Annotated in this window: 13 protein-coding genes; 12 read left to right on the top strand and 1 reads right to left on the bottom strand. The window is 49.1% G+C overall.

The window, feature by feature from the left end; all coding sequences use genetic code 11:
* The first annotated feature begins 44 nt into the window (after positions 1-44).
* The 11 genes from ilvE to yajC all read left to right on the top strand — a co-directional run bounded on the left by ilvE (position 45) and on the right by yajC (position 11,494).
* Positions 45-926: a branched-chain-amino-acid transaminase gene (gene ilvE / locus ASG81_RS02945; protein ID WP_056628998.1), complete on the top strand. Its 882-nt coding sequence runs from the start codon at positions 45-47 to the stop codon at positions 924-926.
* Positions 927-1,095: 169 nt separating this feature from the next.
* Positions 1,096-3,063: a LysM peptidoglycan-binding domain-containing protein gene (locus ASG81_RS33470; protein ID WP_056628995.1), complete on the top strand. Its 1,968-nt coding sequence runs from the start codon at positions 1,096-1,098 to the stop codon at positions 3,061-3,063.
* A 195-nt stretch (positions 3,064-3,258) separates the two neighbouring features.
* Positions 3,259-3,891 carry a BofC C-terminal domain-containing protein gene (locus ASG81_RS02935; protein ID WP_155971156.1) on the top strand — a complete coding sequence of 211 codons (633 nt, stop codon included), beginning with the start codon at positions 3,259-3,261 and terminating at the stop codon, positions 3,889-3,891.
* 317 nt (positions 3,892-4,208) lie between these two features.
* Positions 4,209-4,712: a crossover junction endodeoxyribonuclease RuvC gene (ruvC, locus tag ASG81_RS02930; protein ID WP_056628986.1), complete on the top strand. Its 504-nt coding sequence runs from the start codon at positions 4,209-4,211 to the stop codon at positions 4,710-4,712.
* The gene (ruvA, locus tag ASG81_RS02925; RefSeq protein WP_056628978.1) at positions 4,709-5,344 is read left to right on the top strand and encodes a Holliday junction branch migration protein RuvA; all 636 of its coding nucleotides are present in this window, start codon (positions 4,709-4,711) and stop codon (positions 5,342-5,344) included. Before ruvC ends, ruvA begins: the two co-directional genes overlap by 4 nt.
* A 19-nt stretch (positions 5,345-5,363) precedes the next feature.
* A complete protein-coding gene (gene ruvB / locus ASG81_RS02920) occupies positions 5,364-6,368 on the top strand; it encodes a Holliday junction branch migration DNA helicase RuvB (protein WP_056628975.1) in 1,005 nt (334 codons plus the stop codon).
* Positions 6,369-6,371: 3 nt separating this feature from the next.
* A complete protein-coding gene (locus ASG81_RS02915; RefSeq protein ID WP_056628972.1) occupies positions 6,372-6,839 on the top strand; it encodes a thiol-disulfide oxidoreductase DCC family protein in 468 nt (155 codons plus the stop codon).
* Positions 6,829-8,958 (top strand): SpoIID/LytB domain-containing protein, encoded by a 2,130-nt coding sequence (locus ASG81_RS02910; protein ID WP_056628970.1) that lies wholly within the window; start codon positions 6,829-6,831, stop codon positions 8,956-8,958. Before ASG81_RS02915 ends, ASG81_RS02910 begins: the two co-directional genes overlap by 11 nt.
* A 10-nt stretch (positions 8,959-8,968) precedes the next feature.
* A complete protein-coding gene (queA, locus tag ASG81_RS02905; RefSeq protein ID WP_056628968.1) occupies positions 8,969-10,015 on the top strand; it encodes a tRNA preQ1(34) S-adenosylmethionine ribosyltransferase-isomerase QueA in 1,047 nt (348 codons plus the stop codon).
* 22 nt (positions 10,016-10,037) lie between these two features.
* Positions 10,038-11,171, top strand: a complete 1,134-nt coding sequence (gene tgt, locus ASG81_RS02900; protein ID WP_200961412.1) for a tRNA guanosine(34) transglycosylase Tgt — start codon at positions 10,038-10,040, stop codon at positions 11,169-11,171.
* 14 nt (positions 11,172-11,185) lie between these two features.
* The gene (gene yajC, locus ASG81_RS02895) at positions 11,186-11,494 is read left to right on the top strand and encodes a preprotein translocase subunit YajC (RefSeq protein WP_056628957.1); all 309 of its coding nucleotides are present in this window, start codon (positions 11,186-11,188) and stop codon (positions 11,492-11,494) included.
* 69 nt (positions 11,495-11,563) lie between these two features.
* Here yajC and ASG81_RS02890 read toward each other — a convergent pair whose 3' ends face one another.
* Positions 11,564-11,956: a TIGR04086 family membrane protein gene (locus tag ASG81_RS02890; protein WP_056628955.1), complete on the bottom strand. Its 393-nt coding sequence runs from the start codon at positions 11,954-11,956 to the stop codon at positions 11,564-11,566.
* Positions 11,957-12,187: 231 nt separating this feature from the next.
* On the opposite strand from ASG81_RS02890, the gene ASG81_RS02885 reads away from it, so the two are divergent.
* Positions 12,188-12,949 (top strand): DUF421 domain-containing protein, encoded by a 762-nt coding sequence (locus tag ASG81_RS02885; protein WP_081417091.1) that lies wholly within the window; start codon positions 12,188-12,190, stop codon positions 12,947-12,949.
* The last annotated feature ends 177 nt before the right edge of the window (positions 12,950-13,126 follow it).

Raw genomic sequence — 13,126 nt, 5'->3', positions numbered from 1 at the left:
CATCAGACGCAAGCGACATACTTTTTGGAGGTGTAAGACAGGACATGGCACAGCAATGGATCTACTTAAATGGGGAATATGTATCAAAAGAGAACGCTAAAATATCGGTTTACGATCACGGATTCTTGTACGGTGACGGAATTTTTGAAGGCATCCGCATATATGACGGCAATATTTTTAAATGCAAGGAGCATCTTGACCGGCTGTATGATTCGGCAAAATCAATTATGCTCGACATTCCCCTCTCCCATGAGGAGATGCAGGCCGCACTAGTGGAGACGATTCGCCGGAATGAGATGCAGGGCGGCTATATCCGCCTCATCGTCTCCCGCGGTCCCGGCAATTTAGGTCTCGATCCAAAGCGCTGTCCTGCTGCATGGGTCATCATCATTGTAGAGCAGCTTGCCATTTATCCTGAGGAAGCTTATCAGAACGGTCTCGTATCGGTGTCTGTCTCGCAGCGCCGCAACATACCGGATGCCCTGAATCCAAAGATTAAGTCATTAAACTACTTAAACAATATTTTGGTGAAAATCCAAGCTAATTTAGCGGGTGTCGGTGAAGCGATTATGCTGAATTCCAACGGCTATGTGGCCGAAGGCTCGAGCGATAACATTTTCATCATCAAAAACGGCACCGTCTTTACACCGCCATGCTACATTGGCGCTCTTGAAGGGATCACCCGGGCTGCCATTATGGAGCTTTGTGCCGTCCATGGCTACAAGCTGAAGGAAGAGCCGTTTACACTTCATGACGTATATGTCGCTGACGAAGTATTTTTCACAGGCACGGCGGCTGAGGTAATCGCGGTACGTGAGGTCGATGGACGCAAGATCGGCTCCGGACAGGCAGGTCCGGTTACAACAAAGCTGCTTCAGGAATTTAGAAAAATCGTCTCGGTAGATGGTGTAAAAGCGTTTGAATAGTTTATTCTTTAAAAGAAAGCCGGGTTTACCCTGAGGGGTGAGCTCGGCTTTTTACTATTTTTTTTGTGAAAGTGGAGACACCTGCCCATATTCTGCATAGGATGTAAGGATTGATAATAGGCATTAGCAGTGCCTGATTATTCAGAACGTGACAGGAGGTTAACAGCGAGTGAAAATCCATATTGTAAAAAAAGGCGACACGTTATATTTTATCGGCCAAAAGTATAATGTATCGTTGGAAGAGATTTTGAAGCTGAATCCGGGCATCACTAATCCGGACGTCATCGATGTTGGAATGAAGCTAAAAATTCCATCGAGCCATACGGGAGGCTCAGGAGGCGGAATGGACATCATGCATCAGCATATCGTGAAACAGGGTGATACGCTTTGGAAGCTGTCGAAGGCTTGGGGCGTGCCGCTTGCGGACATGATTAAAGCAAATCCTCAGCTCAAAAATCCGAACGTGCTGCTCACCGGTGAAATTGTAAACATACCAAAGGTTAACGAGTCGATGCAGGAGGTGCCGGGCGGAAACGGCACAGGCCAAGGTACCGGCGGTACTAATTTCTTTAATCCTGCTTCCATCATGCAAGGCGTACAGGGCTTGGCCGGAAAGCTTTCTACGGCTCCTATTATCGGGAAAACGCCCACAGGTCCTATCCCGGGCAAAACGCCGACAGCGCCTGTGGCACCCGTTCCTGCAGCGCCGGTCGCTCCGGTAGCGCCAGCACCGGTCGCTCCTGTTCAGGAAAAAAAGCCTACTGCTCCAATTGTGCAGCCTGTAGCACCGGCTCCTCTTCCTGCTCCTAAGCCGGCGGCCGTTCAGCCTGCGAAAAAAGCGCTGCCGATCGAGAAGCCGGTAGAGAAGAAGCTTCAACCGATCCATTCTGAATATAAGCCTAATGTTGATTTGTTCAAACAATATGGCATTCCGGCAACGGAAGCATTATCCTTGTATGATTTGCCTAAAGCGCCTGAGGCGTTATCACCGGCCACACAGAAGCCTATGTACGGCGGGTACGGCTATGGCGATCCAATGACAATGCCAGCACAGAAGGGACACGACGGTTATGGCCATCCAATGGCAATGCCAGCACAGAAGGGACACGACGGTTATGGCTATCCAATGGCAATGCCAGCACAGATGGGACACGACGGTTATGGCTATCCAATGGCAATGCCTCCACAAACAGGTTATGGCGGCTGGCAGCAGCCCGTTCCATTCAGCAACATGGTAAGTCCGTTAAGTGAAGGTGACGATGCTTATTTCGAATGTCCTCCAGGGACAGTGTTCGTAGGCAGCTATCCATCGCCTTCGGCTTTGCCGCTCGGTGCCGGCCCAGAATGGGGCTATGGTCATCCAATGGTGAGCCCTCTTCAGTATGAAAATAACAATATGTTTGAAGGAACTTCAGCATTTCCTAATCCGGGAATGGTATCGCCGATGGCAGCCCAGCCGAATATGGGAATGGTATCGCCGCTGGCATCCCAGCCGAATATGGGGATGGTATCGCCGCTGGCTCAGCCGAATATGGGAATGGTATCGCCGCTGGCATCCCAGCCGAATATGGGAATGGTATCGCCGCTGGCATCCCAGCCGAATATGGGAATGGTATCSCCGCTGGCATCCCAGCCGAATATGGGAATGGTATCGCCGCTGGCATCCCAACCAAATGCGGGAATGGTATCGCCGCTGGCGATGAGTCCAAACCAGAGCATGGTTTACCCAATGAGCATGCAGCCAGAGTATGGATATGGCTACGGCCATGGCATGGTCTCGCCGTCGAATGTGCAGCCTGATTACGGCTATGGTCACAGCGGAAAAGGAATGGTATCGCCAGCCAATGTCCATTATGATGGGGGTTACGGCAACGGGTATCCTGCAGCAGGGTTCCCTTCGTACCCGTCATACCCGGGTTGGCCGCAAACGGCAGGTGCAGGCGATTTTAACCAAGCAGATTGCGGCTGTAAAGGAAACCGGTCCGATCAAGCCTCAGCGAAGCTGGCAGATGCTGAAACACCTAAAGCAGTAAAGACGGCAGTGCCACGGAAAACCGGTAAAAAAGCGGTTATCAGAACCGTTACATCTCGGCAAAACAAAACGAAACGCTCCAATCTGCCTTGGATCAATCGTTAAGGTAGGAACAAGGGATGTCCCGGGAGATAAAAAAATCTCCCGGGGCATCCCTTTCGTATTCTATATCCTTGCGCAGTCCCGCAGTAGGCTAGAGATCGCTAAATGGCTTTACATACACGATAAGGAGTGCCTTGCTTGAATATTTATGTAATATTGGCGCATACTATCAAAAAATATGAAGAAGGGGTCTTCCCCATGATGCCATTCACCCTTTGGAAAAACTTAAAGAAGCGTCTTCGCAGCAAGCGCCGCCCAATGTGGACGCTGGGCGCTATTCTGTTTAGCTTGCTCGCTTGCTGGCTGGCCGCTGCTCAAGCTGAAATAGCTGCGGCGAAGCCAGCCGAGCAACAAAGCACCTTCATTAAAACGATGGAGAAGCAGGCTGGACCGCTATCCGTTAAGCTGCACCGCGTTTTTGTATGCGGCGAGGAAGAAAAGACGCTTGGACGTATGATGAGCAAGCAAATTGTGCAGCTTTTGCTCGTTCATCCGGAATGGAAGGCAGTACTTGATCAAGAGCAAGGCACGGTGCATTTTGAACAGCACATCGAAGACTTGTCTGAGCATTGTAAAGCAAATGCTTATATGGGTGTCGACAAGAACGGAAATCTTACGCTTTATGACGGTGTCCCGAAAAAGGAAAAGGTCGTTCGCACCTTTTTTCAGCTGGACGTCCGCTACATGGAGAGCAGCTTGCCGCAGGACAAGCTGGATCAGCTTACCAATGGGATTCGGATAAGCGACATTGAAGAATACAACAGCGTTTTGTCGACCTTTAGTGATTATGCTGTGGAGCAAAATCAAAAAGTAATGAAGCCGGCCTATTAACCGGTGGCTAGAAGAGACTGCACTTTACAGTGCAGTCTTTTTTAATTAAAATATACGAGTTTATAAACTTGAACCATATATGCTGCTTTAATTCATCCGCGATAGCGAGCTTTTGCAACTAAAGAATGGCGATTGCCGTTTATAGTTTGTTCTTTAACCGAAATATCAAACGCGCGTTCTCATTCACTCCATCTTTTGCTATAATGGGTGAAGCAACTTTCAGAGAGTATGCTGAGCAAGCGGGTTTTACGCTGTACAACCAAGTATAGGCTTACATAGCAAGTTTTACGTTGTAAAACGTTTGAGGAGATGGCAATTTGCGCGTTCTTGGCATTGATCCCGGTTATGCGATCGTTGGATTTGGATTTATAGATAAGGTCGGACACAAGCTTACGCCCGTGCAATACGGAGCGATTCAGACGGAAGCCCATACGCCCCCCGAGCAGCGTTTATTGCAAGTTTACGAGTCTGCGGGCGCTTTGATGGATAAATATAAACCGGATACCGTTGGCGTGGAGAAGCTGTTTTTTAACCGGAACGTAACGACGGCTTTTGATGTAGCGCAGGCTAGAGGCGCTATTATTTTGGCCGCAGCGCAGCGCGGCCTGCCCATCGGAGAATATACGCCCCTGCAAGTGAAGCAGGCTGTTGTCGGCTACGGGAAAGCGGAGAAGAAGCAAGTGCAGGAGATGGTCAAAATGTTTCTGAAGCTGTCGGCGGTGCCTAAGCCGGATGATGTTGCCGATGCGCTTGCAGTGGCCATTTGTCATGCCCATTCCGTCGTATTGACCCAGAAAACTAATGAGGTGAATCGTTCGTGATCGATTTTTTAAGAGGCGTTGTGGTACATTTAGAATCCGAATATATCGTTCTGGACGTAAGAGATACAGGATATCGCGTATTTACTCCTAATCCGTATGCATTCGCCAAAAAAGAAGAGCCCGTAACCGTCTATATTCATCATAACGTCCGAGAGGATGCTATTTTGTTATTTGGATTCGAGACGAGGGAGGAGCAGACATTGTTCCGCAAGCTGCTCGAGGTTTCCGGTATTGGGCCGCGCGTCGCGTTAGGCATTTTATCGGGCGGTCGGCCGGATGCTGTAATTGCGGCGATTCAACAGGAAAACATAGCATTTCTCATGAAGCTGCCCGGCATAGGAAAGAAAACCGCACAGCGGATGATTCTTGACCTGAAGGATAAGCTGATCGGTGCGGGGCTTGACGGAGGCTTATTGACAGCGGCAGGCGCAGCGCTTGATCTCGCATCGAGCAGACATTCGGGACAAGGTGCGGGCACGGCATGGCAGGAGGCACGGGAAGGTCTTGCCGCGCTAGGCTACACGGCTGCTGAGCTGGATAAAGCTTGGAATGGGCTGCAGCATAGCGTAACGGCGGAGGAAACGGTTGATTCTTTAATGAAGCGGGCTTTGCAGCAGCTGTTTAAAGGTTAACGGAAGGAGATGAATGCAGATGGATGATAGAATCATTTCCGCCAACCTGATGATGGAAGACCAGGCGGTTGAACTCAGCTTGCGTCCCCGCTACTTGGCCGAGTATATTGGGCAAACGAAGGCTAAAGAAAACTTGGAAATTTATATCGAAGCGGCAAAATTGCGCAAAGAAGCGCTTGATCACGTGCTGCTGTATGGTCCGCCAGGACTTGGGAAGACGACGCTGTCGAACATTATCGCCAACGAGCTGGGAGTTCATCTTCGCACGACTTCCGGACCGGCTATTGAGCGGCCTGGCGATCTTGCTGCGCTGCTTACGAATTTGCAGGAGGGTGACGTGCTCTTTATCGACGAAATCCATCGGCTGCATCGGACAGTAGAGGAAGTATTATATCCGGCTATGGAAGACTTTGCGCTCGACATTATGATCGGGAAAGGACCAAGCGCCCGTTCGGTGCGATTGGATTTGCCGCCTTTCACCCTAATCGGAGCAACTACACGGGCAGGCTTGCTGTCGGCGCCGCTTCGCGACCGCTTCGGAGTCGTTAGCCGGCTGGAGTTCTATACGATTGATGAGCTTGCTTTTATCGTGTCTAGAACAGCAGAGATATTGAACGTCGGCATCGTAGGGGAGGCTGCCTCCGAGATTGCGATGCGGTCGCGCGGAACACCGCGTATCGCAAATCGTCTGCTTAAGCGAGTGCGCGATTTCGCACAGGTTCGCGGGGATGGAGTCATTACGCATGACATTGCCCGTTCTGCGCTTGAGCTGCTGCAGGTCGATCCGATGGGCCTCGATCATATCGATTTCAAAATGCTGCAAGCGATGATGACTACTTTTACAGGCAGACCTGTGGGACTCGATACGATTGCCGCGACGATTGGCGAGGAAAGCCAAACGATTGAGGATGTATATGAGCCTTATTTAATGCAAATCGGTTTCTTGCAGCGAACGCCGCGCGGACGGATAGCTACCGATAACGCCTATCGGCATTTAGGCCTTCCGATACCGGGGAGACAATAGTCTATGAGCCGGGCAGCTGACGTTTCTTCCGAGAAGCTCTATATCATCTATGACGGCCATTGCAATCTTTGCCTGGCTTCAGTAGCAAAGCTAAAGGGTCTAAAGTCTAATGCGGATTTGCATTTTGTACAGATTCAGCAATTGGAAGCTTCTGTTGAAGCGGAGCAGCTCATTCCTCGTATTCGTCAGCTGAACTACACAGAGTTGTATGAGAAAATGCATGTTGTCGACGATAAGGGGCAGCTGTTTGCCGGGGCAGACGGGGTTATTCGCATATTAAGAACGGTTAAGGGCCTGCGCTGGCTATCCGTTTTTTACCGCATACCAGGGATGAAGCGCACGGCTGATCACATTTATCGATTTGTAGCGGGTAGAAGATATGAATGGTTTGGTTCTACCGAGCAAAGCTGTTCCATTCATGAGTGCGAGCGGCCGCAGGGCAAAGGGGAGAATAACAAGCATGGCAATTAAACGGTCAATTAAGCGATACATCATTTTGGCAGTAACGATTTTACTGCTCGCTTCAGCTTGGACAGGCTCTCCGTCACAGGCGGCGGTTCCGAAGCTGGAAACGATCCGCGTTGCTTTATTTATGCATTTGCAATTGCCTGGGAAATATTATACCGATACGACAGCTGCGGCGACGTTCTCGTCAGCAGGCGGCATGTCCATCGGCGCAAGACAACCTGATGGTGTCAATCATTGGTTTAAAGTTGAAGGGGCGGCCACGGTTCGTTTTGCGGTGGATAGCTTTAAGGTGAAAGTATTTGAATCGTCTACTTTTAATTCTGCGCTAGCTGTTTACAAAAGGCTGCAAGCTTTGAAAGGATCAGCATTCCTGACATCGCTTTCCAAAAACGGAGCTATCGTCTATCAGGTTATAGAAGGTACATATAACACAGAAGCAGAGGCAACCTCCGCACAAACGAAATGGAATGGCGACAGCGAGCTGTCTAAGCTAGCCGGCGGCTTTAAATCGGTGCTCCAAGGTCCGCTTTATCTGGAAAGCGGCCCGTTAACGAGCAAAGCGGCTGCTATCGAGGCTGCAAGCGGCTTTGGCGCAGCTGGCTTAGATGCCTTTGTAGCCGTTCGCAGAGCGCAAAATGGTTCAGCCAGCTACTCGGTTATGGTCGGAGCTGCTGTAACGGAGGCGGAGCTCCAAATTGTTAAAGCAGCGGCTGCTAAAGTATCAGGCGGCGGCGCGCTTAAGGAAGCCGATTCTGGGGACGCTTATTTATTAGTCAGGAATGATCACTCCATCAGCGCCAAAGCGGAGAGCAGCGTAGAACTATTTATGTTTGCGGGCAGCGATACGAAAATAGCGGTATCTCCCGCAGGCACGGATCCGATCAAGCTAACGGAACGGAGCAATCGCAGCTATCGGGGACTATTCGAGCTAAGCGTGCTTAATGGACGAATGGCGGTCATAAACGAGCTGCCGTTTGAGCAATACCTGTACTCGGTTGTCGGCGTGGAAATGTATCCTTCATGGCCAGAAGCGGCCTTGAAGGCGCAGGCTGTAGCCGCGCGCACGTTTGCCTTGAATAAGGGCTTTGGTTTCCAAATCGCTCATGTCGTGGATACTACATTAAGCCAGGCTTACTACGGCATCGGCTCGGAGCGTCCATCAACGATAGCCGCCGTAGAAGAGACAGCAGGCGAAGTCGTTTTGTACAACGGGAAAGTAATAGAAGCGTTATTTTCTGCGAATGGCGGAGGAGTAACGGCTGATGCCAAAGAAATATGGAACAATTCGATTCCTTATTTGCAAGCGGTGAAGAGCCCGGATGCTTCATCTGAGGCTGGATTACACAGCTGGTATCGCGTTGTGCTTCCTAGCGGCTCCATCGGATACATTCGCGAAGATTTGCTCGATGAAACGGGACAAACGACAGCAGCTGGAAGCCGCATCATGCAAGTCAATACGAATGGCACGAAGGTGCGCAAGCATCCGGTAATCCAAGATACGATTCCTGTCATTGCGCAGGCGGACAGCGGAACACAGGTTGTTGTACTTGAGAAAACCGTTGAATCCAATTCGATGTCTTGGGTGCGGGGGCCTTATACGCCACAGGAAATACTAACGGCCATTAATGCTAAAGTGAAGACACCGGTATCGGGGCCAATTCGCTCTTTAGAAGTCAGCCAGCGCGGCGCATCAGGACGCGCAACAGAAATTTTAGCAAATGAACAGAAACTGGTTGTTACCTATCCAATTGATTTGCGCGCTGCATTAGGCGTACAAGGCTCGTTGCCGAGTACGTTGTTCCAGATTGAGGAGACAGCAAAGGTCGCTTTGCTCGGTGCAGGCTCGGCGACGCGGACAAAGCCATCGGACACAGCTCCTGTTTTTGCAATTAGCGCGGGAGGCGGAGTTGCTGAAGCTGCTAATGCTAATTTGTTTATTCTCGATGGAAGCAATCATTTGCGTGCTGCAACGAAGGAGCCTGCCTTCCGCATTATAGGATCAGGAAACGGCCATGGAGCAGGTTTGTCGCAGTATGGGGCTTTAAGCCTTGCTCAGCAAGGGTATGACTATCAATATATTTTGAAATACTATTACAAAGATGTAACCATCGCTAAGGAATGATTGAATCGATATGAACGTAGAATGGTTTGATTTTGAATTGCCGGATCGTTTAATTGCTCAGACGCCGCTGCTTGACAGAACGGCTTCAAGACTGCTCGCATTAAACAAGCAAACAGGCGAAGTGACGCACAATCAATTTACGGATTTGGAGCAGTATCTTCAATCCGGGGATGTCCTCGTACTAAATGATACTAGAGTTATTCCTGCTCGCTTAACGGGAATAAAGAGCGACACCGGGGCAAAGATTGAGCTGCTGCTGTTGAAGCAGCTCGAAGGTGACAGCTGGGAAGCTTTGGGCAAGCCGGCTAAACGATTGAAGGTCGGCACGGCTCTTTCCTTCGGAGACGATGGAGAAGGTAATCCTTTGCTGCGCGCTGTCATTGAGCAGGAAGGCGAGATGGGCGGAAGAACGGTTCGATTCGTTTACGATGGTATTTTTCAAGAGCTGCTGGACCGTCTTGGTGAAATGCCGTTGCCGCCTTATATCAAGGAAAGGCTGGAGGAGAGAGAAAGGTATCAGACCGTATATTCGAAGCATGCGGGGTCTGCGGCTGCTCCAACGGCCGGCCTTCATTTTACCGACGAGTTTCTTGCTAAGCTGCAGGCTAAAGGCGTTAAGCTTGCATGCGTTACGCTGCATGTCGGATTGGGGACTTTCCGTCCAATGTCCGTTGATTTAGTCGAAGATCACGAAATGCACGCCGAGTATTATGAGCTGAATGAGCACAATGCGGAAATATTAAATGAAGCCAAACGGAGCGGGGCGCGTATTATTGCTGTCGGGACAACCTCTTCCAGAACGCTTGAGACTGTGGCAGCGCGCTTTGAAGGGAAATTTATAGAAGCCTGCAGCGGCTGGACATCGATTTTTATTTTTCCGGGTTACGAGTTTAAGCTCGTTGACGCACTTCTCACCAATTTTCATTTGCCAAAGTCAACGCTCGTTATGCTTGTAAGCGCGCTGGCTGGACGCGACGCTGTCATGCAAGCCTACGAGGAAGCGATAGCTCATGAATATCGTTTTTTCAGCTTCGGCGACGCGATGTTTATTTACTAATTAGGAATAGGAAGCGTGAATTGTGGCTGTAAAATATGAATTAATCAAACAATGCAAGCAATCAGGAGCGCGGCTCGGACGCGTACACACTCCGCATGGCGTTATCGAGACGCCAACCTTTATGCCGGTAGGTACGCAAGCTACTGTCAAAACCATGAGTCCTGAAGAGCTTAAGACGATGGATGCCCATATTATTTTGAGCAATACGTATCATCTGTTTCTAAGACCGGGACATGAGATTGTACAAAATGCCGGCGGACTGCATAAGTTTATGAACTGGGACAGGCCGATCCTTACGGACAGCGGGGGCTTTCAAGTGTTCAGCTTAAGTGAAATGCGCAAAATTACCGAGGAGGGCGTTCACTTTCGCTCGCATCTGAACGGAGACAAGAAGTTTCTCTCTCCGGAGGTTGCGATGGAAATTCAAAACGCGCTTGGCTCGGATATTATGATGGCATTCGATGAATGCCCGCCGTTTCCGGCTGAGCACGAATATGTGAAGAAATCGCTGGAGCGCACGACGCGATGGGCGGAACGCTGCCTTAAAGCGCATGCAAGGCCTCATGATCAAGGGCTGTTCGCGATCGTTCAGGGGGGGATGTATAAAGATTTGCGCATTCAGAGCGCAAATGATTTGACTTCCATGGATTTCCCGGGGTATGCTATTGGTGGACTGAGTGTAGGCGAGCCTAAGCATCTCATGTATGATGTGCTCGATTATACGGTTCCCATTTTGCCGGCGAATAAACCTCGTTATCTTATGGGAGTCGGCTCGCCGGATGCGCTGATTGAAGGCTCGATCCGCGGCATCGATATGTTCGATTGCGTTTTGCCAACTCGAATTGCCCGCAATGGGACAACGATGACCAGCCAAGGCAGACTCGTCATTCGCAATGCGAAATACGCCGAAGATTTTGGTCCATTGGATCCGGAGTGTTCATGCTATACTTGCACGAACTATTCGAGGGCATATATCCGACATCTCATTAAAGCGGATGAGACTTTTGGTATGAGATTAACCACGTATCACAATTTGCATTTCTTGCTTCAACTCATGCGGGACGTTCGGCAAGCGATTATGGAGGACAGGCTGCTCGATTTCCGGGATTCCTTCTTCGCAACCTACGGCCTGTTCGATAATGAGAAAGGGTTTTGAAAGGGGGGATTTCGATGTGGCTAGCAGCAGATGCAGCAGGTTCAGGTAATATTATTAGTATGATTTGGCCATTTGTGCTTATGTTTGCGGTGTTTTATTTCTTACTTATCCGTCCGCAGCAGAAGAAACAAAAGCAACGTACTTCCATGCTTAACCAATTGAAAAAAGGCGATAAAATTTCAACAATTGGTGGCTTGCACGGTACGGTTCTAGAGCTCACTGATGATACGGTTGTACTTCGCGTAAACGATACAACAAAAATGACTTTTGAGCGCAGTGCGATTAATACGATCATTAACTCTGCACCGGCAGTTTCAGAATAAAGTATAATGGAATAGAAAACGGCTGGCATGTAAACATGTCAGCCGTTTTTTTTGTTTAAGCACCGTCTTTCATTTTTTTAAATTGACACCAATCATGCCGCCGAAAGCGCCTGAAAGAAGAGCCGCTCCAAGCAGGATGGCACTGTGAAGCGAAAGTGAAGCGTTAGAAGCAAGGAAGCTGATTATAATGACGATTGCGCCGTACAACAATCCAAGCAGCGCGCCATGATACCACCCTTTGCTCTCAGACCGCCGGCCGGAGGTAAATCCGCCCGCAAGCGCCGCAAAGCCATGAACCAATAATGCATTTGTAGGTAAGCTGCTTTCTTTCATAGCAGTAAAATGCAAAAGCAGCGAGAGCAGCAAGGCGCCTACTGCCAGCCAAATAATTGAAAACAGCACTCCGGCAAGCAAAGGTGAAGCAATTAATGGCGGTTTAGGAGATGGTTTAACCGAACTCATCAAATTTCCCCCCAGCGATAGGTACGTATTACTTATCCATATGGCCAAGCCAGGCAGAATAGTACAACTATACGCTTAGTAAGCAAATTTTTATCGGGCTGCGGTCAATTCATTGCCATATATTCGTGTAAGGTGCCGGGGTATGATGTATCTGCGCGCAGGTCAGAATAGCTGTACGGACAAATGCAGCTGACAACAGCTCGTATGACAAAGTCGAGGAGGCGGTTTCCGTTGGAATTTTGGAGCCTGTTAATCCGGACGGTAGTAATTTACTTCGTCGTATTTCTGATCATGCGTTTTATGGGCAAGCGTGAAATCGGTAAGCTATCGGTGTTCGATCTCGTGATTTCAGTCATGATCGCGGAAATTGCCGTCATCGTAATCGAAGACATGGATCGATCGATGTGGAGCGGTATTTTGCCGATGATCGTCCTGCTGCTTATTCAATTAGGCAGTGCTTTTATAACGATGAAAAGCCGGAAGCTGAGGCTGCTGTTTGATGGCAAGCCTAGCGTGATTATTGATAAAGGCAAGTTAAATAGCGATGTTATGCGTAAACAGCGCTACAACCTGGATGACTTAATGCTCCAGCTCCGGGAAAACAAAATCACCGCGGTGTCAGATGTGGAATTTGCCATATTGGAAACGAGCGGCAAGCTCTCAGTCATACCGAAGGAGAATTACGCTTCAGACGATGACAACAATAAAAAAGATCAAGCGACAAAAAGCCCGGCAGCTGAAAAAAATCTTAATCAATACCACACGTCCAAAATTATTCCTCAAAAGTACCGGTTCGAAATTTTGCCTATCCCGCTTATTATGGATGGCAAGGTGCAGGATGCAAACTTGGAAAAGCTAGATAAAACGAGGTTTTGGCTCAAAAATGTGCTGCAGGAAAAAGGCGTCACCGATTTCAAGGACGTATTTTTTTGCACGATTGACCATAAAGGCAAGTTATTTGTTGATATGATTAACAAAAAACCGCGAAGCTAGGAAAGGGTGGTATTATCCCCTTTAAGTAGACACTCTAAAAAAACCTCATGTTATCATGAAGGAAAGAGTGAACTTGGAGGGGATATTTTTTATGGCAAAACAAAGACAAGTGTTTCAGCAATATACGGAAGCATTCAAGTTAGAGACAGCCGATCATGACGAGTGAAAATGTCTGCA

Origin of the sequence: Paenibacillus sp. Soil522 (genome assembly GCF_001428245.1) — a bacterium.
Lineage (GTDB): Bacteria > Bacillota > Bacilli > Paenibacillales > Paenibacillaceae > Pristimantibacillus.
Note: the sequence above shows the minus strand (reverse complement) of the source record. Positions and strands in the feature narration are given on the sequence as shown.